22 protein-coding genes are annotated in these 26537 nt (G+C 43.2%); 7 read left to right on the top strand and 15 right to left on the bottom strand.

Annotated features, from left to right (window positions below; translation table 11 throughout):
• Window positions 1–124 precede the first annotated feature (124 nt).
• Together DCC85_RS11160 and DCC85_RS22960 are read right to left on the bottom strand one after the other, a co-directional pair.
• On the bottom strand, window positions 125–2056 hold the full coding sequence (locus tag DCC85_RS11160; protein ID WP_108465655.1) for a fructose-1,6-bisphosphatase: 1932 nt from the start codon (window positions 2054–2056) through the stop codon (window positions 125–127).
• Window positions 2057–2673: 617 nt separating this feature from the next.
• Window positions 2674–2886, bottom strand: a complete 213-nt coding sequence (locus DCC85_RS22960; RefSeq protein WP_159081852.1) for a hypothetical protein — start codon at window positions 2884–2886, stop codon at window positions 2674–2676.
• A gap of 308 nt (window positions 2887–3194) precedes the next feature.
• Between DCC85_RS22960 and DCC85_RS11155 the strand changes: the two genes are divergently transcribed.
• Both DCC85_RS11155 and DCC85_RS11150 read left to right on the top strand, forming a co-directional pair.
• On the top strand, window positions 3195–3695 hold the full coding sequence (locus tag DCC85_RS11155) for a phosphatase PAP2 family protein (protein ID WP_234414467.1): 501 nt from the start codon (window positions 3195–3197) through the stop codon (window positions 3693–3695).
• Between the two features lie 634 nt (window positions 3696–4329).
• Window positions 4330–5277 carry an SAM-dependent methyltransferase gene (locus DCC85_RS11150; protein ID WP_108465653.1) on the top strand — a complete coding sequence of 316 codons (948 nt, stop codon included), beginning with the start codon at window positions 4330–4332 and terminating at the stop codon, window positions 5275–5277.
• Here the strand turns inward: DCC85_RS11150 and DCC85_RS11145 are convergent.
• From DCC85_RS11145 to DCC85_RS23400, 3 genes are read right to left on the bottom strand one after another with little or no spacing between them, the layout of a single operon-like run.
• Window positions 5266–5733 carry a divergent PAP2 family protein gene (locus tag DCC85_RS11145; RefSeq protein ID WP_108465652.1) on the bottom strand — a complete coding sequence of 156 codons (468 nt, stop codon included), beginning with the start codon at window positions 5731–5733 and terminating at the stop codon, window positions 5266–5268. The genes DCC85_RS11150 and DCC85_RS11145 overlap by 12 nt on opposite strands.
• A gap of 26 nt (window positions 5734–5759) precedes the next feature.
• Window positions 5760–6728, bottom strand: a complete 969-nt coding sequence (locus tag DCC85_RS11140) for a phosphatase PAP2 family protein (protein WP_159081851.1) — start codon at window positions 6726–6728, stop codon at window positions 5760–5762.
• The gene (locus DCC85_RS23400) at window positions 6631–7026 is read right to left on the bottom strand and encodes a DedA family protein (protein WP_234414432.1); all 396 of its coding nucleotides are present in this window, start codon (window positions 7024–7026) and stop codon (window positions 6631–6633) included. The genes DCC85_RS11140 and DCC85_RS23400 overlap by 98 nt, the downstream gene beginning before the upstream one ends.
• A 426-nt stretch (window positions 7027–7452) precedes the next feature.
• Between DCC85_RS23400 and DCC85_RS11135 the strand changes: the two genes are divergently transcribed.
• Window positions 7453–8562: a glycosyltransferase family 4 protein gene (locus tag DCC85_RS11135; protein WP_108465650.1), complete on the top strand. Its 1110-nt coding sequence runs from the start codon at window positions 7453–7455 to the stop codon at window positions 8560–8562.
• A gap of 340 nt (window positions 8563–8902) precedes the next feature.
• Here the strand turns inward: DCC85_RS11135 and DCC85_RS11130 are convergent, their stop codons facing one another.
• Together DCC85_RS11130 and DCC85_RS11125 are read right to left on the bottom strand one after the other, a co-directional pair.
• A complete protein-coding gene (locus tag DCC85_RS11130; protein ID WP_108465649.1) occupies window positions 8903–9325 on the bottom strand; it encodes a DUF1259 domain-containing protein in 423 nt (140 codons plus the stop codon).
• A gap of 54 nt (window positions 9326–9379) precedes the next feature.
• On the bottom strand, window positions 9380–9799 hold the full coding sequence (locus DCC85_RS11125; RefSeq protein ID WP_108465648.1) for a DUF1259 domain-containing protein: 420 nt from the start codon (window positions 9797–9799) through the stop codon (window positions 9380–9382).
• A 193-nt stretch (window positions 9800–9992) separates the two neighbouring features.
• Between DCC85_RS11125 and DCC85_RS11120 the strand changes: the two genes are divergently transcribed.
• Window positions 9993–11558 carry a GMC family oxidoreductase gene (locus tag DCC85_RS11120; protein WP_108465647.1) on the top strand — a complete coding sequence of 522 codons (1566 nt, stop codon included), beginning with the start codon at window positions 9993–9995 and terminating at the stop codon, window positions 11556–11558.
• Between the two features lie 488 nt (window positions 11559–12046).
• On the opposite strand, the gene DCC85_RS22955 is transcribed toward DCC85_RS11120, so the two are convergent.
• The gene (locus DCC85_RS22955; RefSeq protein ID WP_159081849.1) at window positions 12047–12190 is read right to left on the bottom strand and encodes an alpha/beta fold hydrolase; all 144 of its coding nucleotides are present in this window, start codon (window positions 12188–12190) and stop codon (window positions 12047–12049) included.
• Between the two features lie 397 nt (window positions 12191–12587).
• On the bottom strand, window positions 12588–16028 hold the full coding sequence (locus DCC85_RS11105) for a hypothetical protein (protein WP_108465644.1): 3441 nt from the start codon (window positions 16026–16028) through the stop codon (window positions 12588–12590).
• A gap of 187 nt (window positions 16029–16215) precedes the next feature.
• On the opposite strand from DCC85_RS11105, the gene DCC85_RS11100 reads away from it, so the two are divergent.
• A complete protein-coding gene (locus tag DCC85_RS11100; protein WP_108465643.1) occupies window positions 16216–18276 on the top strand; it encodes a LuxR family transcriptional regulator in 2061 nt (686 codons plus the stop codon).
• A 168-nt stretch (window positions 18277–18444) separates the two neighbouring features.
• Here the strand turns inward: DCC85_RS11100 and DCC85_RS11095 are convergent, their stop codons facing one another.
• The gene (locus DCC85_RS11095; RefSeq protein WP_108465642.1) at window positions 18445–19152 is read right to left on the bottom strand and encodes a DNA alkylation repair protein; all 708 of its coding nucleotides are present in this window, start codon (window positions 19150–19152) and stop codon (window positions 18445–18447) included.
• Between the two features lie 350 nt (window positions 19153–19502).
• Here DCC85_RS11095 and DCC85_RS11090 point away from each other — a divergent pair, with 350 nt between their 5' ends.
• Complete coding sequence (locus tag DCC85_RS11090) at window positions 19503–21749, top strand: alpha/beta hydrolase family protein (protein WP_234414431.1); 2247 nt, start codon at window positions 19503–19505, stop codon at window positions 21747–21749.
• A gap of 170 nt (window positions 21750–21919) precedes the next feature.
• Here DCC85_RS11090 and DCC85_RS11085 read toward each other — a convergent pair whose 3' ends face one another.
• Window positions 21920–22600, bottom strand: coding sequence for a TetR/AcrR family transcriptional regulator (locus DCC85_RS11085; RefSeq protein ID WP_108467825.1), 681 nt, complete (start codon window positions 22598–22600; stop codon window positions 21920–21922).
• A 136-nt stretch (window positions 22601–22736) separates the two neighbouring features.
• Between DCC85_RS11085 and DCC85_RS11080 the strand changes: the two genes are divergently transcribed.
• The gene (locus tag DCC85_RS11080) at window positions 22737–24089 is read left to right on the top strand and encodes an MATE family efflux transporter (RefSeq protein WP_108465641.1); all 1353 of its coding nucleotides are present in this window, start codon (window positions 22737–22739) and stop codon (window positions 24087–24089) included.
• Between the two features lie 146 nt (window positions 24090–24235).
• Here DCC85_RS11080 and DCC85_RS11075 read toward each other — a convergent pair whose 3' ends face one another.
• The 4 genes from DCC85_RS11075 to DCC85_RS11065 are packed head-to-tail and all read right to left on the bottom strand — an operon-like array spanning window position 24236 to window position 26232.
• On the bottom strand, window positions 24236–24775 hold the full coding sequence (locus DCC85_RS11075) for a helicase (RefSeq protein ID WP_108467824.1): 540 nt from the start codon (window positions 24773–24775) through the stop codon (window positions 24236–24238).
• 31 nt (window positions 24776–24806) lie between these two features.
• The gene (locus DCC85_RS11070; protein ID WP_159081847.1) at window positions 24807–25304 is read right to left on the bottom strand and encodes an ABC transporter permease; all 498 of its coding nucleotides are present in this window, start codon (window positions 25302–25304) and stop codon (window positions 24807–24809) included.
• Complete coding sequence (locus DCC85_RS22950; RefSeq protein ID WP_159081846.1) at window positions 25276–25530, bottom strand: hypothetical protein; 255 nt, start codon at window positions 25528–25530, stop codon at window positions 25276–25278. Before DCC85_RS22950 ends, DCC85_RS11070 begins: the two co-directional genes overlap by 29 nt.
• A 3-nt stretch (window positions 25531–25533) precedes the next feature.
• Window positions 25534–26232, bottom strand: coding sequence for a response regulator transcription factor (locus DCC85_RS11065; protein WP_108465639.1), 699 nt, complete (start codon window positions 26230–26232; stop codon window positions 25534–25536).
• Between the last annotated feature and the right edge of the window lie 305 nt (window positions 26233–26537).

The following is a 26537-nucleotide window of genomic DNA, read 5'->3' as shown; positions in this document are numbered from 1 at the left end:
CTTGCTGGATATGGGATATGACTTTTCAATACAGTCTAAACGACTCATTCCCAATCTCACATAAAAAATGGCCGACTCCATCGAGTCGGCCATTTTTTAATTAATTCTCCAGATAGCTGCTGTCTCATTTCATGTAGCGATATTCCAGGAGATCCTTCAAAGTTGAGATTTTCTGCTGAAGCTTCTCCCCGACATTGGTCTCCCTTACCAGCTTCCGCTCCAGTTCTTTGTCCACCAGTCTTTTTACAGATAATACGTCCGTTCCGTTACATAACACATCCTCTTTTGAATTAAATTTCTTATGGGCGACGAGCTGCATGCCAAAGGAATTATACAACAAGGTATATCCGGCGATGCCCGTAGTGGATTGATAGGCTTTGGAAAAACCGCCGTCAATGACGATCATTTTCCCGTTTGCTTTAACGGGGTTCTCACCGCGAATTTCTCTAACTGGCGTGTGACCGTTAATGATATGTCCATGATCCGGATTCAAATCAAACTCCAACAGGATTTTTCGGCAAATCTCTTCATTTTCCCGCAAATGGTAATAAGAGTTCTTTCTCTCCTTATGGGTTTCTTTATCTTGAATAAAGTACCGTTCAAAGGTAGTCATTTCTCTCTTTCCAAAGAGCGAGGAACTTTTCCCTGTCCAGATATACCATACCATATCCGTAGCCAGATCATCCGTCTCTTCCGGATGCGCAAAGGCGTGACGCAAATAATATTCAAAGACATCGAGCAGCTGACGGCCCGAATACGTCTTGTCTTCAATCTGCATTTCTTCCATATTTCCTTCTTCATCCAAAGGAATACAGCCATGGATTAACAAGTTTCCGTTGTATTTTAAATAAAGGCTGCCCTTTTTCATCAGAAAATTCATATGTCTGGCCAGCTTTTCGGAATTCTGAACAGAGAACAGCAGCTTCTCCATCACCTGCTCTTCTTCTTCAAGCAATTGTTCAGGTCGCTGTGGATTTACGGTTGCGAAACAGGTATTTTCCATCGGGTAAGCTTTTCCGCCGATCTTGATTTCATGTTTGTCGTAATCGATCTGCTCAAGCAAAAGTCTGTCAGACATATTAAAGTATGGACGTCTCTTGATAATCGGGATTTCAAGCTTAAATTGGATCATGGCAATGGCTTGATGAATCTTAGTAATCTGCAGGATTTCCTGCTCCGATGCGTTATGGTCGGCCTGCAGCTTCGGTCTGAAGGCTGGATTGTCATCATAGTATTTCTCCGCTAAGTTCAACAGTGGACGAAGATTGATTCCGTATACGTCCTCGATGATGTCTAGATTGTTGTATCTGGCGCAGATCCGGATAATATTCGCAAGGCAGACCTGGGAGCCCGCATAAGCACCTATCCACAGGACATCATGGTTCCCCCACTGAATGTCTACAGAATGGTAATTAATCAACGTGTCCATAATTTTATGGGGGTCAGGCCCGCGGTCATAGATATCTCCGACCACATGAAGGTGGTCAACCACTAGGCGCTGGGTCGTATAAGCAAGGCCGATAATAAGCTTGTCCGCCTGGCCTAAGGAGATAATTTGCCGGTATATCTCCTCATAATAAGGATTCTTATTATTGGTCGGATCTGTCTTGTATAGAAGCTCTTCTATAATATAAACAAACTGCTCTGGCAGAGCTTTACGCAATTTCGAGCGAGTGTACTTGGAAGAAGCATAGGAAATAAGCTTAAGCATGTGTTCAATCGTTTCTCTATGCCATCGGTTCAAGGCTTCTTTATTGGACAGGTCTGCCTTCACCAGCTGTATTTTATCTTCCGGATAATATACTAACGCCGCAAAATCGTTGATTTCATCATCCGTCCAAACATCACGGAATAAGTCTCTGATTTTTTCTTTTACAGTACCCGAACCGTTTCTTAGCACATGCTGAAAAGCCTGGAACTCTCCATGCAAATCACTGACATAATGCTCAGTTCCCTTGGGGAGATTGGAGATCGCTTCAAGGTTGATGATCTCTGTTATGACTTTCTCTTCTGTATCGTATTCTTGGGCCAATAAATCTAGAAACTGCGCATCCATAACAGGCGTCCCCCTTCAAGGAAATATGGTGATGTATAATCGGGTGTATTTAGAATTCGACCTATTCTGAGGTTCATTCATTTCCGAAATTCGAATGACCTATAGATTATATAATATCAAATTTTTAATATCGAGTTAATGATTTCTGTAATTAAAAGAATGGGTAACGCTTAGGGTCGTATGTCTTTTACTGAAACAGATTCAAAAAAATTTATTTTGAATTTCAATCTGATCATCTTTTCACCAGTATAGTTAACTAAAAAATAAAATTATTAACGTGGTGGTGTCAAAAACGAGCCACTAACACTAATTCTACAAGAAGTCTCTGTAGGAAATCGTCCCCCTCTTCTTTGCTGCAATATGCGGACGTTTATTGATTCCTTAAGTGAAAGAACCAGTTCAAAAATGTTTCAAAACAGCTCTTGGACAGGCAAGATTAAGACGGATATACCCCTGGCCATGATCAACGAACATGCTTCCATCCTCCAGAAGCACACCTGCCTGACTAGCGAAGAGTCCTGTTACGTCTTCCTCTCCCGAAATGTATTTGCTAATATTGACCCATGCCAGGTAGGTGGCTTCAGGGATTTTAAATTCGGCTTCAGGCAGGTATTGACTTAGAAACTCATCCGTAAACTTGAAGTTATCGTCAAGATACTGTAATAATTCTTTGTGCCACTGCTGACCATGTTCGTAAGCGCCTGAGTTGCTGCAATACTCAAAGGATTTTTAAAAGAATAGTGACGCTGCAGCCATACTTCCCGAAGCACCTTGTTAGGGTAGCCGAGATATTTAGCATATCCGGCAGGCACGCGACTCCCGTTTGTCACTTTGGACCTCGTTAGACTAGTATCCCGTTCCCCCAAGTAACAACATCCTATTACCGGATACTGCCGATGGTAGAATGATGGTTCTCGTTCAATCTTTGGAATTTCTTTAGTAATTTCCTCTTTAGTTCTTCAGAGATTGTATATATTATGAATTTATTAACTATTTTAGGAGTGAGAACGTGGTTCATCTTGAAAAGCCATCTTATAGATCGGCATGGTTATCTCTCTTATGGCTCTTAATCATCCCGATCTTAAATATATTCTATGGAATTTTGAATCGGGCTGGAGATCATGTCTTTAGTCTTGAAATGAGTTTTGAGCAGCTGATCCCCTTCGTACCGGTCTTTATAATCCCTTATCTATTATGGTATCCCTTCATAACAGGTGTGCTAGTCGCTCTTGCTTTTAAGAACAGGAAAGCCTATTTTCAAACTTTCATTGCACTCTGCGCGGGTCTAATCATCTCGTACCTTTTCTTTGCTCTATTTCAAACGGCAATTCAGCGTCCAGACGTCCAAAATGAACCAGGTTTTCTCTATCGTTTAATCGAATTAGTGTACAGTACAGATCAACCTTACAATTGTTTTCCAAGTATTCACGTGTTAAGCAGCTACTTAATACTTCGGGGAGCACGCATATTTAGCAAAGTCATTTGGTGGCTGATTGCAAGTATGTCCGTTCTTATAATGATCTCAACTGTTCTAGTGAAACAACACGTAGCGGTAGACATTGTTGGAGGTATTTTAGTAGGGGAACTATGTTTTAGCTTAGCAGGCGTGCGGGTCATACTTAAACGAAAAAAACAGTAGATTTCCGCCTAGAAAGAGGTACACAATATGTTTCTGCAAAAAAAAGAACGCCCGTCGTTCTCCTCTCGCTATTTCGTGAATCGCCGACAATTGCTTAACTTCCCTAGCTCTTGTAATAATTGGAGGAGCAGCCCAGGAATCTATCGCTCGTTTACTTGTCAAGCGAGTTCAAACAGATATAGATGTTCTCTCTAGCCTGCATTCGTTAGAACCAAGGCAAGCCGATTGCATTATAAGTGGCTTGCCGCTCCTTAAATTTCCACCTGTGCTACGCGCGCATTTTCTTGATCAAATTTACTATGCTCTCAAACCTAATGGCCAGTTTATTGCCTATCATCCTTCACCAAACTTGAAATGGGATCTTATTAAAAACTTCCAACTTGAGAAGAGTAAGTTTAACCCATTTAACTTTCCGCCCGTATACGTCTTTTGCTGCCGTAAACTTGAGCCGGATGAAGTTTGGGACTAGCCACAAACCAAGCACCAGTCTACAAATGCTGTTAGCCTCGTCCCTCCTGTTATTGGATTGTATTCCAATCATCAGAACGATCTATATCACATTACTTCACTTCTATTTCAGGTAAAATAAGCGCGATGCCCCTTATTTATCCTTTACTAGTGAGTGAGGTTAAAAATGAGAAATTTCAGTGGAGAAACAGCAAGAAAAATATTAGTAGATGAAATTAATGTAGAAACGTTGTTAAAGCTATATCCTGATTATCAGGAGGAAGTCCTGCAAGAAATCAAAGCTTTGAAGAATAGCGACAAGCCTAACTTTATCAAAGCCATTCTCGATAAATACACCTACAGCGCGAAGATTGCAAAAAATAAAATATCTACAAGCGGAATGAACGAAAGAACCATCAAAGTTTTTTTACCAGATATTATAAAAGCCCGTCTAGCCTTTTATTTACTGGAACAGTTAAATGTAATTGCCTCTTCCAACACTACTAATAATAGCGTGCGTTTTAACCTATGGGATGGAACCATTTTGCAGAAACTTCTGTTTAGAAGAGGCTTTGAACGAAAACCAGTATCTGTACGCGTGTTCCGCATTTTTTGGAGATTGATTATTAACAAAAGAGTGCTCTTGCCACTTGTTAATCAGAAGGGAATATACTGTTTCTACTCCAAAGAATTAATCAAAGAACTTTCAGTGTTAATCGGTGAGAAGAGCTGCGTGGAAATTGGCGCAGGAGATGGTACTTTAACTGCTTTCTTAAACAAACAGCAGCTACTTGAATGTAGAGCGACTGACGACTACAGTTGGAAGCACTATATTACATATCCGGATTTTGTGGAAAAAGCGGACTCCAAAACGGCTCTAAACAAGTACCAACCAAAAGCGGTTATATGTTCCTGGCCTGTCCCCAAAAATACATATGAAAGGCATGTCTTTCAGTCAGATTCCGTTGATCTTTACATTGTCATCGGAACAAAGAATGCAACTTATACTGGGGATTTTGAAACTTATTATAACCAACAATGTTTTTCTATGGAATTAGACGAACACTTATCTTCCTTAATTTTACCCCCTTCGGATGAAAATGCAGTTTATATCTTCAGGCGGTTAAAAAAGTAACGTGATGCTATGAAGCACAACACTAACCAAGATCCCAAATATTGCTCCGACAAAAACCTCGCTAGGTTTGTGCCCAAGCAGTTCATTCAGTTCGGTCCATAAGCTATCTTCCTGGGATGAAATCCCCGGAATGGATTTAGCCCATTGGTTCAAAATTGAGGCATGCATTCCTGCATGCCGTCGAATGCCTGCAGCGTCGAACATAGTAATCGCACTCACAATTGCCGCTATGGCAAATTCGCTGGATTGAAAACCATTCCGGATTCCGATTGCAGTGGCTAGTGAAGTCACTGCTGCGGAATGCGAGCTCGGCATGCCGCCTGTACTGAACCCAAGTCTGACGTTCCAGGTACGATGCGCGATGAGATATATGGGTACCTTAATGAACTGAGCAGCAACAATCGCACAGAGAGCCGCGATGAGAGGAAGATTATGCAGAATAGCCAGAACAGCCATATTCCCTACCTCCTTTACATAAAGTGTTATCCCTTGACTGTTCGCAATTTTCGGAGAATCTCCAAAAGCATTACATGGAGACTGACCCAAACGCCGCCGAACACATATCCTGCAAAGACATCACTGGGATATTGCATCTTGAAATAAATTCGACTGATCCCAACCGCCAGGCAAATCAGGATCGCGCCCAAAATGATGGGCACACGGGTATAACGAAAGCTATACGCTGAAAAACCGCATATTGTTAGTGAAGTTAACGTTTCCTCACTCGGAAAGGTATTAAAAAGCTGAAAGCCAGCCGTTACGGGTCCGGGGCGATGGAACACTATACGTAAAATTCCATCAATAAACTCCCCGCCAACGACTACCCATGCCAGAAAGAAAAGGTCTAACTTTCTCTCCTTGCTGTGGAGCATGATCCATAACGCCGTTAAAGCAAGCAAGGGCCCATAGAAATATAAGGTGCCAAACTTCGAGAAACGACGCATCCACTCGCTCCACTCCGTACCGAACACAGCTGCAACCAGATAAGACACGATTTCATCGAATTGTCCAAATTCCTGGGCAAGAAAGTCCTGAATTAAGCCGAGCATCAGCGAGAAGAACAACACGAAAAGGGCGAACGAAGCGATCAGCAGAAAACGTACCTTCCCAAACGAGTTAAAACGGTTCACACCCTTTTTAAGCAGCTGCATAAGTGCTTCAACTACCTGATCCTTATACTTGCCATATACATAGATGACAACGGTCAGGAGTACGGATGCGATACCGAAGATAATCAAGTAGTGGTTTACCGTTGTATGGTACTCCTCCCATTTAGGACCAAGCACCTTGCCCAAGGAGATGAACAAGCCCACCCAGAAAATTGCGCCGGTATAGGCGAAGAAAACGTAACGCTTAAACGGTATACGAGTTACGCCACAAAAATAACCTGTAATATGCCGGACGCCCGGAATGAAATAAGCTGCGAAAAGCAGCTTGTCTATATTTTTCAAACCAAAGGGCCATTTTATCCATGCGCTCTTCCGTTAGATGAACGCGTTTTCCGTATCGGTCGACAAATGGCCTTCCTAACCGATAACCAATCCAATATGAAAGTGTGACTCCCGTCAAAACGCCTGCACCTGCTGACACAATACTGATAAACCAGCTTAACTTCTGTTCATATACTGAAAGGCCAATGTAGCTCATCATCATTTCCCCGGGAAGCGGCAAGGCCAGCATTTCAAAGCACAGGAACAGAAAAATAAGACTATACCCGTAATGTTCCAGCAAATTCGTTAATATATCCAATGTGGTCACCTTCCGAAACCTTATTAATATCATCCCTGTTTACACCGAATTTTAATACTCTTCCCCGATTAAATGTATTGGACTCACCCGCTAGCTTCTCAGATTATGAACAGCTGCTACTTTAACGAAGATTCGATATTAATTCAATTACCTGATTTTGGTGTGAGCGGTCATCCACGTGACAAAATAAACCAGACCTTGCTCAATGGTTTAAACAAAGTGCCATGTTTCGATCTGTGTAGAATTTTTCCTATGCTGTTGAGTCTCCAAGTGCTAGTCCTCCGGCATATGATAATTCATATATGAGAATTATGGAGATGAGCAAATGACTATCCCAATAAAGAAGTCTTTCCTGATCAAGAGATTCAGATCTGTATCTTCTCACCAACGCAAAGATGATCATTTTTCTACAAGGAATGCTGTCACATGAAGCTTTATCATGTCGTCTGGAAGGGACCTGTACACAAAGCAAGCGGGCTTGGCCGTGCCAGCAGAGCATATGCACAATCACTTAAACGGCAAGGTGTTGCTGTTAGTATCGGAGCCTCGACACAGCATAAAAAAGGCAGCCCATTCAAAAAAGTACTGATTTATCACCACATACCCAGTAGGATTCAATGGAAAAAAGTGCGCAGCATCTATGATCTTATTATTTTGAATACCGTTTGGGAAACCAGCCAGATTCCAAAGGACTGGATTTTCCATATCAATAAGTTTGATGCCGTTTGTGTACCCTCCCAGCATAATAGAAGAGCGCTAAGAAATAGTGGTGTGCAAATCCCGATTTTTGTCGTGCCTCATGGTGTAAATACAAAGGCATTTCATCCGCACAATAAGAAGCTGTCACTGCGGGGTGCGGCAGGTAGGTTTACTTTCGTATCCGTATTCGGCTTCCAGCACCGCAAAAATCCGGAGGGCTTGCTCAGGGCATATTGGGAAGAGTTTTCCTCTAAAGATAACGTCGTGCTTGTGATCAAAACAAACGGATATGCGGCCCATGAGAACGAAAAATGGATCCGGGCAAAAATAGCGCAATACAAAAAAAGACGGGGCATTCAAAAAGACACAGCCCCCGTTGTCATTATCGGCCGTCGCCTTAGTGAAACTCAGCTAAAAGGTTTGTATACGCTCGGCGATGTTTTCGTACTCCCAACTCGTGGCGAGGGGGTTGGATTACCTTTTCTAGAATCGCTTGCGAGCGGCGTACCGGTCATCACTACAAGTTGGGGAGGGCAAATGGATTTTCTAACACACAGCAACTCATTCCTGATTCCGTACCAACTACGTAGTACGTCAAGCGGCATGAACAGAGCCATCTCTAAAAAGTTCAGCAACCTGTTTGTACAAAAGGGACAACTATGGGCGGAACCGGATCTAGACGCTCTAAAAAAACTCATGAGGAAAGCGTACCAAAACCCTGGACTTTGTAAACAAAAAGGACGCCAAGGTAGAAAGGATATGCTTCGCTTATCCTGGGACAGGGCCGGGAAATTAATGAAGAATGCGATTGAAGAAGTCATTCGATCCAAGAAATAAGAATGAAGGATAGTGCTCTCCCAAGGAAGGGACATTAGACAGATATATTTTCATCGGAAATCAAATTGTTAGATAGGCTCTGCCGGCTCTAGTCAGCAGAGTCTTTAAGTAATTTTGATCGGAAGGTGGCGGATCCGCATTAGTAACCAATCCAGCCAGAAAGTGTTACTTTTCCCCATTTCGCCATAATTGACTCATGGATTGCCGCACGCTGCATCCCAGCTTCAATCCCAAAAATCCCCTCATAATAGACAGAGTAAGTGGCTGTTTCTGTCTATTATGAGAGGAGCATATCTCGGATCAAGGTATCCTCTGCTTATTTGAGTGGAATGAGCATTTTTTAACCTAAGAAAGCAATAGAGCGTTTTACTTTTCTTGCAAAATCAATGGGATTGTCGATCGATTCCCAGTGAACATACATCAGACGCGGTTCCTCGAACAGCCAGTGATTATGAACAGCTGTTACTTTAATCCCATTCTTCCGAAGGTTTGATAACAAGCGATTGACTTGGTTTTGAAAGAGAGCCGTTTCCCCTAAACAGAGTGCGCGTCCCGAACTATCCAGCGATTCAAAGGAGAACAGCTGATAACGGATCAACGGAGATGTGGTACGTCTTCCTAAGACAGTTGCTTTGATTCTTCTATTTCTGCTAACAAAACAAACCGGACCTTTTGTAATGGAGTGCTCTGTTCCACCTAAAATGGTTGAAAATTGATTACATAGTCTTCTAAAGCGGGGACTTGCTTTAACTTGTTGAGACATGCTGTATCATTCCTTTCAATTAAATGATTAATCACACCTTTACCCTCGACTGCATTAACCTAAGAATGCAATGGATTCTTTAGTTCTTCTAGCAAACACAACAGGATTCATAGTGGCTTCCCAGTGCATGTACATTAACCGCGGGTTTTCATTTAGCCAGTGATTATGGACCGCAGTCACTTTAATCCCACGTTTACGAAGATTCGATATCAATCGATTTACTTGATTTTGGTGTACGGCAGTCTCACCCAAACAAAGCGCGCGTCCCGCCTTATCCAGAGATTCAAACGAAAACATCTGCATCTGGACTAATGGGGAACGCGTTCTTCTTCCCAGAATGGTTTCCCTAAGGTTCGTCATCCGCGTGACAAAACAAACCGGACCTTGCTCAATCTCCGATTCGCCCCCTAATATTCTTCCAAATTGGTTACAAAGCTTTTTGAATTCTGGGCTTACCTTCACTTTATGCGCCATATAAATCCTCCCTTTCATCATGTTCTGTCTATCCTATGACGAAAGATATAAACGGACTTGGATGAATGGTCATACTATAGAAACTATTTGCAAATAAGCCTATTCATATCGTCGCATTCTTCCCATTTTGATAAGTAGGCCGGTACAATAATAGGCACTTTTTTCAGTACAACATAATACTCTAAATTAGTTTATCGTAATCGCGCAGTCGCTCACTAACGACAAACAAATCTCTGTACTTGTCTTAGAATCGGGCAGCAATCATGATACAGATAAACCGATTAAGGATTCCACCTTTGCGCCGGAACTTGAAGAAAGCTATTACCCAAATTACTTTTGGCAAGGTGAAGGTGTTCCCCAAGAAGGACTCGATGGTCGCTCATTCGAGTGGACTACAGGACGCCTCTTAGGGGGCGGTTCATCCATCAATGGAGAGCAATATGTACGACCGACAGTAGCTGTACTCCAAAAATGGGAACGGCTGCTTGGACCTCTATGGTCACCGGATAAAGCCCTACAGCGCTTTAAACAGTTGGAAAATTTCAATGGTTCAACTACAAATAAAGCTGTACACGGTTTTCATGGAAGGATAGATATCAGGCAAGCGCCTGAAAACCCGACATCGATGGCAGAGAAATTAGTAACTGCGATTGAGCGGGCTTCAGGATTTCCGACCATTCTTGACTATAATGATCCTGATACTCCCTTTGGCCCGTTTACACGCTGGCAATTATACCAACAGCCTAATGGTCACAGGGAAAGCGCGTCCACAGCCTTTTTATCTTCGGATGTTATGACACCTTCAGGACTGGGGGTGAATAATCGTAAACTAACCGTTCTATTTAGGACAACAGCTTTGCGGGTTCTCTTTTCCGGTAAACGTGCCATTGGAGTTGAATTTTTGAATGATGGAAACTGCACCCGTGCGTATTCTCGAAAAAAGGTTATTATATCGGCAGGCATCTATAGCCCTCAGCTCTTGATGCTGTCTGGAATCGGCTCCGCTAAAATGTTGAAAAAGACTGGTATTCCTGTCGTCTTCAATAATCCAAACGTAGGGCAACGATTAAAAAATCACACTTTAAACTTTGCTGTATTTTCTACCAATTCAAAGGATCGCCCTCTCCCCGCCATAGATCCTGATGCACTTTATACAGGAGGAGCTTTCCTTCCGGACCCATCGGGCAACGATCCAGATCAACGGGCTGTTCAGCTAATTGGGATTGGAGCCGATCAACGATTAACCTTAGCGATTTTATATTTACGACCCCGTAGCGAAGGGAATATCCGCATACAAAGCAAAGATCCGCTAAACATTGTATTGGCAGACGAAGGATTTCTTTCTGATCCAGACGATATGGAAGCTGTAAAAAGGATCTATCGAACTTATATCAAGAATATTGCTTTAGAGCTATCTCAGTTTGATCCTTCTTACCAGCTGATCTCGCCTACTTTTGAAGTGATTGATGATGATGAAAGACTCGAAGAGTTTATTAGAGAAAATTTCGATCATAATCATCATCAGCAAGTTTTTTTACGGATGGCTCCTTTATCCAAAGGAGGAGTTGTGGATCGTAGAGGAAATGTACACGGAGTCATGGATTTGATTGTTGCAGATGCATCCATCATTCCATTTACAGTTGATGGAAACACATCTTCTGCTGCATATCTTATTGGTTATACAATAGCAAAGCAATTATGTAAAAAAACAATCCGCCCAAAAAAACAGCGACTACAAACAGAGCGGGAAGAAGAGTAAATTTCATTCGCTGCCCGGCATTTTAAAAATGAACAAATTCCTTTCAGAAGAGATATTGGCCCCAATTGGCACGTTTTCATCGCAAATCTCTTAGCCTTTTGCCAGAAAATCAAGAACTGCTTGATTGAACTCATTCGATGCCTCGACAAATGGGAGGTGACTGCAGTCTTGCATGATTATTTTTGAAGACGGTTTAATACTTTTATGTAAAGCTTCCGCAGTCTCTATGTTAAATAAATGATCTTGATCTGAGATTATGATAAGGGTTGGTATATGTATTTCATGCAGTCGATTAAAAGCATAAGGCTTAACTGCAACAGAAAGTCTCGGAGAGAATCTGCAGAAGTTATTAGGGTTACTGACATTATGGATCAATTTTGTTCGAGCTTCTTCCTTTCTTATTGAAGGAAAGAAGTAGTTCCAGTAAGGATTAGCTATGAATGAATCAATAGCTTTCTTGCACCCTTTCAACCGGAAATTGATATAATTTAATGTGTGGAAAAAAAGTCCGCTTGCTCATTCCAGATTTGATGATCATTGAAATTTCCATGAATTAGAACAACAGGATCACCTTCTCCTGAAACTGTGTAGAAAAGCTGTCCGCCATCAATGTTTAAAATGTCTTCGATCATAACATGAACCTCCCCCAACTACTAAATTATAATAGATCGGAATTATGAAGATTGTCTTCGATAATGGATCGTAATACTTCGGAAATAGAATAATCCCCTCTATAACAGTAGCGGTCAATTTCATCCCAACATTCCTGCGGTAAAGTTAATGAGATTTTTCTAGTTACGCCGATTGGTTTACGGCCTGCCCCTTTCCGGTTTCCTCCCCTACGGCTAGCCGTACAATCCGTTCCTTCTTTATTAACTAACTTTGCCATTTCATCACCCTATTTCATGATTCCACAATAATATTTCCTAGTCAATTTGTGCTACCTTAATCAAATAAAGGCAGCCTCACGGCTAAACAACAAATAGACTGACCCTTTATAAGGACCAGTCTATTTGTGTTTGTCTTGAGTTAGACTTGGATTTCTCCATTGTTACTGCCACCTGCAGGAGACTCGTCTTTTTTGACGGATACATGGATGTGGGCATCGTTCTCATAAAATACCCAGTCAAGGCCTGCATCAACCGCAAGTTGACCAAGCCGCCCAAGCTTGCTCTTATCAACGTCACTGGTCGTGAGATCAGCTCCTCTTCCCTCATAATGTGTGCTATTGGAGCTGTGTTCATTATTCTCATCCCAACATTCGGTTACGCGCAGCTTTAAAGAAGGCCATTCCTTTTTGACGAGTTCGGCAAGTTTATCGAGTTTTTCTTTCATTCTCTTCGACATGACTTTGTCAGCCCCTGTGCCTTCTTCATCCTTAAAGACAATATCGACATTGGTGCTTGTGACTAAATTTTCGAATTCTGGAGTCCCCCGTACAATTTTTCCGCTTATAGCTCCTACCACATCTGCCTCGTTCTTATTTGGAACTTTTTGCCCTAATGTCAAGACGGATTTGGTGGCCGCCGGTGGCATTGCAGCTATAATATTCTGGAGGAGTGAGCCAAGAAGAGAATATAAGGCACCACTATTACCTAATGACTGATTGAATGCATCAATAGCGTGGGAGCCGGAACCGTATACGGCGGGAATCACACCTGTCCCCTGTCCCTTGCCTCCACCGTTAGATCCAGGATCTGCACCATTCTGCCCTGATCCCCCAGTTCCATCCTCACCTGCATTCGGCGCTTTCCCGTTTTTCTCATCGATCTTTTTGCCTTCGTTATACTTGGCACCGTCTTCTGAAATATTTGTCTTCCCGCCACCAGCACCTGTAGTAGCTCCCATTGCGCTTGTTATTAACGGCAACAAGCTCTTAAGCATTTCAATTTGATATTGCGCTGCTGTGTTCATGTTTGTTCCCGCTTGGCCAGCCGCATGGCTAGCACCAGCACTTGCGGCGGTTAGTCCGGCTTGGGCTAAGCCGATAGTGGCCGCTAGACCACTCATGTCACGGAACATATTGCCATTTTGGATGGCTGTAAGTATAGCAGATATTCCTGCCGGATCTGGAAGAGGCGCTGGTTGAGTAATCTGGATCACCGGTTGGCTAAGCTGCCCGGGCTTTGTATCATCCGGCAGGGCTCGTGTGATGACTTGTACGGGCGCAATCTCAGGTGCCTGATTGGGTATCGGTGAATCCTGCCAGTTCCAGAACCGTGTCATATCCAATTTCTCCGCTGCATTGTAGCGTCCGAGTACGGCTTCCGCAAACACGCCGCCGCTTGGGAGCGGGATAATTTCCTGCTTAACTGCCGAACGATCAATACCATGTTCTTGCAGCCATGTCGCCCAAGCTGGATCAGCTACGGGGTCAGAATGCATCCGGAACGCAAGGAAGTTCCCTGCTACGGCTACCGGTTTTGGGGCGATGAGCTGCATGACAGGCTTACCTTCAAACTTGAAAGGAGATAACAGAAGAGACAGTGTTGCTGAATCCAGGTTTCTCCAAACTGCTTGGCTATAATAAAGGGCATTGGCTTTCAGATGCTGTGTAAGATCCGAGCCGCCCTTCAAGCCAGGGCTAACAACCAATGCTTTGACAATACCTCCTTGAGCTGGGTAAGCCACTGGTATGTGAATTTCGATCACATTCCCTTTTACATTGGCTTTTAGATACAAATCTGCATAAGAGGGATTCGTATCTGCATTTTCGAAGTTAAAGGTAACCGACATGATATCATCCAAAAGTACCGGCTCAGCAAAGGTAATAGACGCACTTGATACCGGTCTCTCTCCGGAAATGCTCGATCCATTGCGACGTTCAATCGTATATGTTTTATATGAATAACCCATATAGAAGCCAAGAATTTGAATGCCAGGCGGCAATTTATACTGACCGTCCTTTTGCAATACCTCTGTACCTACCGCAGCAGTTAGCCTTTGTATATGTTGCAGCCAGTACCTGCCGTCCGGAATGTAAACGACACCACCAGGCGGCTGGCCCGGTTTGGGAGTTGGCGGCATTGGCTCCGGCTTTGGTGGAAGCGGGTCTACCGTCATCGGTTTTACGTAGAACTGCTCTGCTTCACTAATGAGCATCTGCTGCATAAGAGGCGTAAGCGACGCTGCGGCCAGTACAGATTTAAAGCGTTGTACCACATTGGGGTCACCAAAATTTAAAACCTTCATAGGGATGAACAAACACTTATCTACGTCCGATAGCTGCATAACCACACGGTACAATTGCACAACTTCATAATATTGGACCGATAACGCATGCATATGGTTGTAGTTCGTGATCACCCGAGTGGTTACCTTTTCACTTTCAGCCTGTGATACTTCTTTGACGATGGAAGCACGCCGGTTGCGAGCTCCATTCGCGTTCTGCTGAGTGCTGTCAGCAATATTTTGCAGCATGTTTGCTGTAATATCTCTTCGGCCGGAAGAAGTAGCGAAGCTGGCAGCTTGGGTATCGTTCTGGCCGTAGCCTCCAGCAGCTCCGAACAAGAATCCGCCTATGGCTCCTCCTAATCCTGCACCCACCTCCGCAGAGGAACTGCGAGAAGCTGTGTTGCTAAAGCCGCTTTGAGCTTCGTTAGCAACAGCCTTTGTTACTTCGCTAATCGAGCGGTTGTGATTCATAATATTGGCCAGCCGCTCTGTCTCTGAGATATTCTCATCAACGTTGGTTTTAGTATGTCTTGACCAGTCGAGCATTGCTATCTTCGTACTCTCGCCTGGTGCCAATGCCACGCTGTGCAGCAGCTGTCCAAGCGCTACTCCTTGTGTATACCAAGTTTGTGAGTGTTTTAGAATAGCTCCAACTGCAGGTTTCTTAAATCCAAAATCTTCGCCTGCGCTTGCGGTCACATCTACAGGTCCTGCACCTTCCAAAGGCTGCATTCCGGAAGGGTCGTCCAGGATTTGATCCAGAAGAATCGTTTCATAAAATACCCGTTCTGTCGGATAAACTCCCGCTTTAGGTAACAGTTCCGCCGGAGCTTCCGAATCATAGTCTGGCGTATTTTCCGGATTAAAAGCCTCTTGAAAAATTAGCTTTGCTGCTTCATAAGCCGGCCATAGTGCCAGATCACGTACCGTTTGCACTTGCAGAGCATTTTTTATCTCTGGACCTGTTATGGGTCCAATCCCCGCTAATACCTGAATGTCCATACCCGCCAGGGTTGCAACATCCGAATTCTCTGCGGAAGAGTCAATGAAGTCTGAGGGTACCGATCCGTACCGGACAAGAGAGTCTACCGGGTTTTCTTTGCTGGAGAGAAGTTTGGAAGCATTTTGAAAAATAACGGACAAAGCCAAATCGAATACACTATGAATCTCCAGCTTCACTAAGGCTTCTCGTGCTTGAGAGCTTACGCCAAGTAAAATATCTACGGGCCGCTGCAAAGCTTCCCTTGGCTCTAAATTGGAGTAAGCGGATTTTAATAATTGTTGAATCTTCTTCATATAACCTCCATAAGATGAGGTCCAAACGGACCCGATTAATTAACCCTTATGAAAATTATCACATTTTTGGAAGTGGCGATATTATACGAAAGGATAATATACGGATACTTGGATACGGCTTTCATTTATTTTTTACCGACTGGAATTAACCGTTGTTTGCTATAATGGAATAAAGTTGTATTTCTGGATGGTGATTGTGTTGGAGGGTATAACAAGCAGGATTAAGGAACGCGAAACGTACTATTTTGTGGGTCGTCAAAAGGAACTTTTACAGTTTTCGCAGTTCATTAAGGATCGTGATCATGAGCGGCCATCCATATTTCACATCTATGGGACCGGAGGAATTGGGAAAACTACATTTCTTCACATCTGTAAGACAGCCGTTGAAGACCTGGGGTATTTGTTTTTGCAGTTGGATAGCAGTGATTTTATTCATACGGCCGAAGGTTTAGTTAAAGCAATTTATAGACAATTAGAGCTAACACATCCCCCATATGCGAAGGCATGTCAGCAGAAGTCCAGTTCCCTCTCGGATCTCATTGAGCTGCTTCTTCAAATATCTGCGAGTACAACCCTCGTGATTGCTTTTGATACATTTGAAGAAATGCCAGAAGTAGAACCTTGGCTGCGCGACCTGCTTCCTTTAATTATGGAAGAGGTATTCATTGTTTTTGCAGGGCGTTATCCGTTAAAAGGTCCTTGGATCTCTTCTCCAGCCTGGAGAGAACGTATTCTTCAGATCCCCTTAAATTATTTGAATCAAAGTGAGACTTCTCAATACCTTCAAAAGTGTGATATTTATGACGAGAACGAGACTCAACGAATCTGGGAACGCACACACGGACATCCCCTGTCCCTTTCTTTGTATACTGCATCGAGGTGTGACTCAGATGAATTAATAAGTGAACATAAACATTGGTTTGAAGATGTTGCAGAAACTTGGCTGCGTGAGGTCCCCGATTCAGTCCTTAGACGTTATTTGGACGCCGCCTCACTATTCCATGTGTTTGATCAAGACGCACTATCCTTTATTTTAAATGAAGAGATACCGACGAATCAGTTTGATCAGCTAATCCATTTATCCTTTGTACGTAGAACAGAACGGGGTTGGCAGCTTCATGAATTAATGCGCGTTTTCACTCATCAACGTTTTAGATTTAGATCCCCTGTGAGTTGTAGAAAATTAACCGATCGATGTGCCCTCTATTATGCAGAACGGATATTAACCTCCTCTGATAGGATAAGTATGGATTGGGAGGTTGGTGAGTTCTTTCGTTATATGGATGTAGATGTTATACGTGCACTAACAGGAGAACGTAAGAACGGATATTATTGGGAGGTGGTCACGGAATCAACCTTGCCAGAGGCGAAGTCGTACGTAGAGTGGCGGAGAGCCACAAGTCAAACACGTTCTCGCGTTGAAATCGATCCTGTTACCGGCAAAGAATTTTGTATTGAGTATTCTTCGGAGGAAATTCGCTTCAATATTCACCATCTTGATATTTATGAAGTATTCCATTTAGATCCTCGTTCACTTCTGCTTCTTCGTAATGATCAAGGAGAGGTTGCCGCTTTATCTGTAATTATCCCCATTCACAAGGGAACACTTCCTTGGCTTGAACGAGATCCTGTTACCAGTCCTTTTATCCTGTCATGTAGTCTTGATGAAAGAAAAGCTTTAGCCGTTCACGAAGATTCTCCTTGCGGTTGGTTTATCCGGACGGCTGATTTCATCGATCTCCTTAATCCAGAAATTCGAATCGAGGGAATTTATCTTTTCTATGCGTATATGTGCAGAGGAGGTCTGCTTCTCGCCTCACCTTTTCCCAGCCCAATTACTCATCATGCATACACGGGTTTTGGATTTGAAGTAGCACAAGGCGCGAGCCATACCAATTATGATAGTGTAACGACAACACCAACGTTTGTATTAGATACACGAGGTGAGAAGCTAAGGTCCTTTATTGAACAGATATTAATTAAAAGCCGAATAACTCCGGACGGGTCATCCAATCAATCGCCCTTTTCTAAGACCCTTCTCACAGAAACTATATCATGGAAAAGTCACTTAACAAATCGGGAGCAGGAAGTCGCTCACCTAGTTATGATAGGGTTATCGAATAAAGATATAGCCAAACAGCTATACATTTCAGAAATAACCGTAAAAAAACATTTAAACGCGATCTTCCAAAAACTCGGTATTTCCAGACGGACGCAGCTCGTCCATAAAATAAATACCCTTGAGTAAGGGGACGTGTTGAGACTTAGGTTCGGTTAAGTCCCCTAAATAAATGGGTACCTCTATTCTTCGTAAATGAGCCGCCACTAAAGGCATCTCTCACTCTGTTTATCCGTAAGCGCTGATCGGGCTCGATCGGCGCTTTGGTGTTTAGAGCCTTGGTTAGGTTAGCTAACACTAACACCTTACATGCTTGCGCTTAAAGCCGAGCCTCCCTTTCTCTACAGCCTTTTGAATATTATCGGCAGCGCTTAGGAACTTGCTTTTTCCCTTATCACTTTTGACTTCTACCGGGTATACTGCCTTTGCGATTGCGACAGCCTTATCATGAAGTGGTATATAGGAAGTTGCCACTGTGTATATAAAGTTATTCATTGAATATTTCGTTCGCTCAGGAGCATGGTGAATCGTATGTTCCACTAGTTCAAGCATCTTGCTAAGTTTGCTTTCCGAAAATTCGGGATCTGGACGGCTGCCGAGCAGCCAGCAATAGCAGCTCCAGCCGGCTGACATTCTCAAATCTTCGCCACTTGCAATCCACCTATCTGCAACATCTTGCGCAATGTCCGCTTCTGACAAAGTGACCGCCACCACGTAATCGGACAGCATATAGAAATATGCGGAGTCCATCCAACGGTCATAATCCGACTCTGTCATTACGTTCGGTTCGGCTATGATTCCTGCAAAGTACATGGCGTCGTAATTCCCCGTGGCATAAAGCTGCTCTGCCAAAGTTTGATTGAGCTTAGTCTTCTTGAATATCGGCTTCATTTCTCCTGTAGCCACCCCAAAGAGAGGCTCCCGCGCCCCATTGGATAGGTACATTTTCTTAAGTCTTTCCTTGCCGAGAGCCTCAAGTTCTTGCATAACCATTTCTAAATTCATCGCTTTACACTTCCTTTGTTTGGATGCTTGGCCGATATTCCTTAAGCATAGGATACCTAACTTCATTCCGGAGTGCCACTGCCTTGTTCAGGACAACCTTATACTTCGATACCCTCGCTCATTCACGATCCACTCGGGCTCCAACGCTGTATAATTCAGACCTAAGACCAGTTTAAAAAACCGTCTACAGCCCGGAGGAACACCTAAGCGTTATCTATATAATAAATAAAGATAATAGCCTTGGCTGCTTGATGTATGCCATCTTTACAAAAAAATGTGTATTATAAGCAGGTTTTAATCAAGTTTTAAATGGTAGCGAACTGAACAAAATTTGAAAGGCGGAACATTCTATGGAAAGAATCACATCTCAAACCCAAGAAGAAATCAAAAAAAAGCGATTACCCAAGATTGCATTTCCTCACGTTTCCCCTCTTAGTACGGGTTGGAAAGGTGCCCTACTCGGGTTGTCTCTTATTACATTATTCATACTTTTCGTTCAAGGATATTATTATCTTGCGTCACGAGGGATTAAAGACTACTTCATCGGTACCTTGTTAACTCTGTTAGGAATTCTAACCATCACAGGGATCATTACAGGTTTATTGCATTGGGCGAAAAAACTGCCTTCCCGTTATGTATGGCTCGTGCTTGCCTCGTTTTTTATTATTCTGCTCAGTTTTTTAAGTCCATTTCCCCTTTCATTGCTTGTCTTTTTAGCAATTACAATACTATTTTCCCTGCTGGGATCTCTACTCTATCGTTTCATTAAAGGTGCTTATCGTGATGCCGCCAAAGGGGTAAAACTAACGGCGGGCGTAGGAGGAGCAGCTGTTATTATCATGATTGGTGTGCTCGGATATTGGCTCGTGAGTGAAGGAAATGCTGGACTTCGCATTCCGTATCCATTGCAGGCCGTCAAAACAGCAGAGCGTTATCAGACGTCAATGGCCAATCCGGCAGAACCTGGGGCATTTCACGTAAAATCCATAACCTATGCAAGTAATCCAACGTACCGCAAGGATCTGGACAGCAAAGAGCGGCTGACGACAGAAACCGTAGACGGATCGGCTTTTGTGGACAACTGGAAATCCCAGCGAACGAAGACGTTCGGCTTTGGTCCGGAAGCTATGCCCTTAAACGGCACAGTCTGGTATCCTGAAGGCGATGGCCCTTTCCCTCTCGTATTGATCGTACATGGTAACCATCTCGCCACCGATTATTCAGATCCGGGATATGCTTATCTGGGCAAGTTGCTGGCGAGTCGGGGATATATCTTGGCTTCAATTGATGAGAACTTTCTGAACTCATCGCCTTACGACGATCTGTTGTTTTTTGGAGGCTTGGAAGACGAGAACCGGGCCAGAGGCTGGCTGATGCTAGAACATTTGAAGACATGGGACAAATGGAACTCCACGAAAGGAAACCCGTTCCATGGCAAGGTGGATATGCAGCATATTGCGCTAATTGGACATTCCCGGGGAGGCGAAGCCGTTTCTGTAGCAGCAGCTTACAATGAAATGACTACATATCCCGAGAACGCTAACATCAAGTTTGACTACCATTTCAATATTCGTTCCATCATCTCGATATCAGGTACCGACATGCAGTACAAACCAAGCGGGCAACCCATTGAACTTAAGAACATAAACTATTTGGCTTTGCATGGTTCCCACGACATGGACGTAAATTCCTTTGCCGGAGCGAATCAGTATTATCGAACTCATATTACAGACAACACTGATTTCTTCAAATCCTATGTTTATATCTATGGCGCGAATCATGGCCAGTTCAATAAATCATGGGGCAGACACGACTCTGTAGGATTTGGAAACAGGTTGTTTAACAATGCTCAGCTTCTTCCTGAAGAACAACAGTCATTAGTCGCAAAAGTATTGATTTCTTCCTTTTTGGAAGCCACCTTGAGAGAGAATGATCAGTATCGAATGGTGTTTAAGGATCTAGGCTACGCCAAGGAATGGCTCCCCAAGACAATGTATATTAGTAATTATTGGGATGGAAATACGACCTTGATTAGCAATTATGAAGAGGATTACGATCCTGGGACAACTACGCTGCCAGGTGGACGCCTGGAAGGTGAGGCACTTAAGATCTGGAAGGAAGAAAAGGTCAAAGTGGCACTTTCGAATGACCAATACAGCGCGGCTTCCCTTGAATGGGATAGTTCAGCCGCCCCATCCATTCCTACCTACAAGGTAAATCTGCCTCAATCGGGAATCAAAACATCCAAGCAAAGCTCCATTGTATTTTCTATAGCAAACAACAATAAATCTGACGCCTTAGTTGACTTGACGGTATCCGTAGAGGATGCCAACGGCAACATCAGCCGTTTGCCACTAAGTCATGTTTCTCCCCTGCTGCCTATGTTCGAAGGAAAACTTGCAAAGTGGCCGTTTAGTTTCTTTCAGACAACTATGGAACCGGTCTTTCAGAGCTTTGCTTTCGATATGGCCGACTTTATCAAAGCTAACGCCAATCTGCTGCCAGAGAGAATCAGCAAAATTAGCTTTGTGTTTGACAAAACGGCAGAAGGCAAAATATTGATCAAAGACATCGGCATCCGTAACGACAAGCTCTAATGGTTAAGGTTGACTAAATAACACTAGGCTGTTAAATCCCATCTTGAACGGCGGCGCCACCTTCGCCTGGTTCAAGATGGGTTTTTATATTAATTCACAGCTTCCAATCATTTATCGCTGACTGCGGCTTATGAACACGCCATCGATAACCGGATGAACTTTTTTACCTTCTACTTCTCCTGCTCCTTTATGATCTGTTCAATCCCCAGCAAAATCAGCCTTAAGCCGAACTCAAACGCCCTATCGGTTCCCATCAGCTCGAACAGCCCGTTCGTAAACATTCTCCGGAACAAGCCGGCTTCTGTATCACTCATGGTATCCAGTAGACGAATCAACTCATCCTCCGGAAGCGACACATTGTCCTTAAACATAGCAGAGACATTGCGCTCATGCTGATAATCGTCCAGAACGAAGTAGAAGACATAGTTCACAAGCGTGGTAACCACTTGCATTTTCTGCTCTTGCTCCAGCGGCGTCGATTCCACGCAGAGCAGCATACGGTTGGTGAACCGGATGATGTCCGGTTCGTGGGGCAGCGTCATCATCATGAGCTGTGTTGAACAGGGATAGCGGCTGAGCACATTTCTTGTCGTGATCGCAAGCTCCGTCAGCTGTTCTTTCCAGTCTCCTTCGGATTGCAACTCCTCTAGAATTATTTTTGATACATGATTGGCCAGACGCTGGTAGAGATTCTGTTTGCTCTTGAAGTACCAATACAGAGAAGGAGCTTGAATCCCCAGCCGGTCGGCCAATCGTCTCATGCTGAATTTCTCAATGCCCTCCTCCCTAAGAAGCTCCCAAGAAGCTTCAAGAATTTTATCCTCCGAAATCTGAGGCTGCTGTTTTCTCATCATAATCCGCCCTTTTATCTAACAGTGTAAGTTTATACTTTACAGGTCCATATGTTCATGATATCATCTAACACTGTAAGGTTCAATCTAACACCGTTAGTTTGATCCTAATTAAACAAAGAAAGTAGTGATCCACATGGATGCAGAAAACCTCCATTACTTTGAAAAAGCACCCATCGCAAAAGCCGTAGCCCACTTTGCTATACCGATGATGTTAGGCACTTCAATGAGTGTCATCTATTCCATTTTGAATGCCTATTTCCTTGGTACACTCCATAGCACTGCCATGTTAACCGCACTCGCATTAACCTTACCGTTATTTGCGATCATTATGGCGTTTGGCAACCTGATAGGTATAGGTAGCGGTACGTTCATCTCCCGTTTGCTAGGAGAGAAAAAATATGACGATGTCAAACAAGTGTCTTCATTCGCCTTTTACAGCAGTTTAGTTCTCGGTCTTGTTGTAATTGTCTCCGGGCTCCCGCTGATCGATCAGATCGTTCATAGCCTGGGGGCAACGCCAGATTCCTTTGAATTCACGAAAGACTATGTCACGGTTATGCTTATCGGTTCACCAATTGTCATCTTATTCTTCACACTGGAGAATATCGTGCGTTCTGAGGGTGCAGCAATCACGTCGATGATCGGTATGATTCTCAGTGTTGTCGTAAATATTGTCCTTGATGCGTTAGTCATTTTCGTGTTCCATGGGGATGTGATCGGCGTTGCATCTGCAACGGTCATCTCCAACTTGGTTGCAAGTCTATTCTACGCCTTCCATATAGGATTTAAGAGCCAATTTTTAACTGTATCTATGAGATGCTTCAAGATTACCAAGGACATTCTGAGTAATGTATTCAAAATTGGAGTTCCCGTCTTTATTATGAGTGTCTTTTTGGGTGCAATGTCACTTATCTTCAATCATTACCTTGTTGAATATGGGGATCAGGCCGTAGCGGGGTACGGAATTTCATCACGTTTATTGCAATTTCCTGAGTTTATTCTGATGGGCTTATGCGAGGGAATCGTGCCGCTCATTGCCTTCTCTTTTACAGCAAACAAATTACGCATGAAGCATACCATTGGTTTTACAATCAAAACGATTGTGGCATTAGCCGTCGTGTTCGGCGTCGTTGTCTACCTGATTTCGGACCACTTGATTGGTTTATTTACGAATGATCCACAATTAATTGAAATGGGCAGCTACATCCTGCATGTGACGTTCTTATCCTTGTTCATTTCAGGCATGACCACGCTCTTTACGGGAATCTTCCAAGCAACAGCGCAAGGAACCGCAGCATTTATGATGTCAATCATTCAAGGAGTGACTCTGATTCCTGTGCTGTATATCGCCAATCGAATGAACGGCTTTCACGGGGTAGTCTGGTCGCTCGTCATTGCAGATGCGGCCGCGTTCCTCGTTGGTGCTATCATGATGTATGCACTGCGGACCAAATTACAGCCAGAATTGGATAAGTTAGTACAGTAGATCATTAAAAAGCCTTCCATCCGATTAAAGGACGAAAGGCTTGCTTTCATGTTAAGATCCAAATTGATTAAAAACCCAATTTAAGGCTTTAGTCGTTCATTGGAATATTTCTGCGTGTGATTTAGAAAAAAGGTTTCATCGTATAGTCACTTCTGGCAAAAGATAAAATGGTCATCAGGACTCCAAATATGCAAATCATCAGCAATATATCCACGCAGCCACAAGACGCCGTTCATTCGTCTAAGGTAGAAGCCTTTCGGAAAATCATGATCTTCGGACAACATTTCCGATGCTATGGTAATGGAACCCGCTGGAGCCTGGTGTTGCTTAATTGGATTCCCCAAATGGCCTTCAGGCTGGTCCAGATACTGCAATCGTAGGTAGGGTCCCAGTTCGAGCGGGCATAATTTCAAACCAACTTCATTCGCCTTCTTAAAGATTTGAGCCGTGACAGCTCCATCCGAAAAACCAAGGTCTCTAACGGCTAGTTCAACGGTCTGCAGGCTATACCTTGTTTCGGAAGTCGTAAATTTCCCATCATTTAATAGTCTCTCACCATACTCATTTAACTGAATAGAGTGTTCTTGCAATTTCTCGACAAGTTCCGACTTCTTAAAGCCCCCAACCTCTACTATTCTGTTTATAATTGGGCAGTTAGGGTATATCTTCTCTTTTTCAATACTCAGTGTAATCACACTCCTAACCTTTCATAATATCTTAATTCTCTCTCCGCAGCGCATCAACGATGCTAAGTTTATTCAACCTGTACATTGGCCAAAACGTGGCGACAAGCGTCGTAATGATCGCACCTGCGAAAGCTATGGCTATACTGTACCACGGGATCACCCAAGCTGTGTCCCAAGCACCTGAGAAAAGATCATGTATCCCGTAATCCAGCGCCGTCCCGATAATAATTCCGATGACAGCAGTAAACAAACCATGGAAAATCCCTTCTAAAAGGATCATTTTCCTCACTTCAGACTGAGTCATACCGATGGCCTTAAGAACTGTAAACTCTTTCGTTCGAAGTATAAGATTCGTGCTTACTGTATTTACGATGTTCAAAAATGCAATTAACACAATAACGCCGATAAAACCGTAAAGCAGGATACTGAGAGTCATGGTGTCGTTTTTGGCTTGGGCTAGCTCCTCTACTCGATCATGGTAGTTAAATCCGGCATCTTGTTCATTTAGTACGTCCCTCCACGATATCATTTTCTTGAGCCCCTTGGGTAACGAAGTGAATAATTTCATTTTCGATTTGCGGATCATGTTTCAAAACCAACCCAATGAATGCAGCATTCTGATCAACCATCCCCTTATTAAGATGGCTGACCTGATGACTCATATAAAACAACATAATTACCGATAACACAACTTGCAATCCAATGATTTTAACGGCGAGAGACTTCCACTCAGGATTACGGACGACTTCAATCATGACTTATCGCCCTACAACATCTGTATTCCATTTGTATCCAACCCCTCGAACCGTAGTGATATATTTCGGTGCAGCAGGAACATCTTCAATCTTCTCTCTTAACCTTCTAACATGAACGGAGAGGGTGTTATCATCAATGAATTCTCCGGACAGATCCCACAGACTGTTAAGAATGGCACTTCTGCTGCAAATTTGTTTTGAATGAGTCATTAGCATCAATAACAATCGATATTCAAGGCCTGTCAACAAAACTTCTTCATTGTTTTTGAGAACAGTCCCTTCGAGAATTCGAACTTCAATAGCGTCAGAAATCCATCTATTCACTTCATGCTTAGGATTATTATGATTACGTCTCAATACGGCTTTCATTCTAGAGAGAAGCTCTTTAGTCCGAATGGGCTTGGTCATGTAATCATCTGCCCCCAAGTCGAGACCGGCAACAATATTTGCCTCCTCATCCAAAGCAGTTAGGATGATGATGGGAATGTGAGACACTGACCGGATCTCCCTACACAGGTCATATCCTGACCCGTCAGGTAGATTCACATCCAGCAAAATTAGATCAACAGCCTCGGTCTTAATTACCTTTCTTGCTTCTGCTATGCTATCGGCTAGAACAACGTTATATCCTTCACTTGTTAGGGTATATTCGATGCCAAACACCAAATTATCATCATCTTCAACCAGTAAAATTCGTTTCATTGTGCACCTCATGGACTTAAGAACTTTATTTTAGGAGAGAGTACTCGCCATTTTACATAAATTATTTATAATATTGTACATCATTTAATCACTTTGTTTATAGGTTTAGAAAGGTTCCTTTCATTTCCATGTCTTCGCTTTAAGTGGCTATATGGTCTGCTGTTTTATGAAAAATGCGCAACTACCAAAACAAACAAGGGTCGGATCAAGGAATATAATCCTTGATCCAACCCTTATTTTCTTACCTCCCTACGGATAAATCAACCATTTCAAACTGACTGTTCTAATCTCCAGTAACCTGTTCA

The sequence above is a fragment of the Paenibacillus sp. CAA11 genome, assembly GCF_003060825.1.
Lineage (GTDB): Bacteria > Bacillota > Bacilli > Paenibacillales > Paenibacillaceae > Fontibacillus.
This window is presented reverse-complemented; position numbering and strand designations above follow the sequence as displayed.

Bases quoted from the DNA above. Each gene is read 5' to 3' on its own strand.
- DCC85_RS11160 (WP_108465655.1), bottom strand. From the start codon at position 2,056: ATGGATGCGCAGTTTCTAGATTTATTGGCCCAAGAATACGATACAGAA.
- DCC85_RS11155 (WP_234414467.1), top strand. From the start codon at position 3,195: ATGAGTTTTGAGCAGCTGATCCCCTTCGTACCGGTCTTTATAATCCCT.
- DCC85_RS11150 (WP_108465653.1), top strand. From the start codon at position 4,330: ATGAGAAATTTCAGTGGAGAAACAGCAAGAAAAATATTAGTAGATGAA.
- DCC85_RS11145 (WP_108465652.1), bottom strand. From the start codon at position 5,733: ATGGCTGTTCTGGCTATTCTGCATAATCTTCCTCTCATCGCGGCTCTC.
- DCC85_RS11135 (WP_108465650.1), top strand. From the start codon at position 7,453: ATGAAGCTTTATCATGTCGTCTGGAAGGGACCTGTACACAAAGCAAGC.
- DCC85_RS11130 (WP_108465649.1), bottom strand. From the start codon at position 9,325: ATGTCTCAACAAGTTAAAGCAAGTCCCCGCTTTAGAAGACTATGTAAT.
- DCC85_RS11125 (WP_108465648.1), bottom strand. From the start codon at position 9,799: ATGGCGCATAAAGTGAAGGTAAGCCCAGAATTCAAAAAGCTTTGTAAC.
- DCC85_RS22955 (WP_159081849.1), bottom strand. From the start codon at position 12,190: ATGATCGAAGACATTTTAAACATTGATGGCGGACAGCTTTTCTACACA.
- DCC85_RS11105 (WP_108465644.1), bottom strand. From the start codon at position 16,028: ATGAAGAAGATTCAACAATTATTAAAATCCGCTTACTCCAATTTAGAG.
- DCC85_RS11100 (WP_108465643.1), top strand. From the start codon at position 16,216: ATGGTGATTGTGTTGGAGGGTATAACAAGCAGGATTAAGGAACGCGAA.
- DCC85_RS11095 (WP_108465642.1), bottom strand. From the start codon at position 19,152: ATGAATTTAGAAATGGTTATGCAAGAACTTGAGGCTCTCGGCAAGGAA.
- DCC85_RS11090 (WP_234414431.1), top strand. From the start codon at position 19,503: ATGGAAAGAATCACATCTCAAACCCAAGAAGAAATCAAAAAAAAGCGA.
- DCC85_RS11085 (WP_108467825.1), bottom strand. From the start codon at position 22,600: ATGAGAAAACAGCAGCCTCAGATTTCGGAGGATAAAATTCTTGAAGCT.
- DCC85_RS11080 (WP_108465641.1), top strand. From the start codon at position 22,737: ATGGATGCAGAAAACCTCCATTACTTTGAAAAAGCACCCATCGCAAAA.
- DCC85_RS11070 (WP_159081847.1), bottom strand. From the start codon at position 25,304: ATGATATCGTGGAGGGACGTACTAAATGAACAAGATGCCGGATTTAAC.
- DCC85_RS22950 (WP_159081846.1), bottom strand. From the start codon at position 25,530: ATGATTGAAGTCGTCCGTAATCCTGAGTGGAAGTCTCTCGCCGTTAAA.
- DCC85_RS11065 (WP_108465639.1), bottom strand. From the start codon at position 26,232: ATGAAACGAATTTTACTGGTTGAAGATGATGATAATTTGGTGTTTGGC.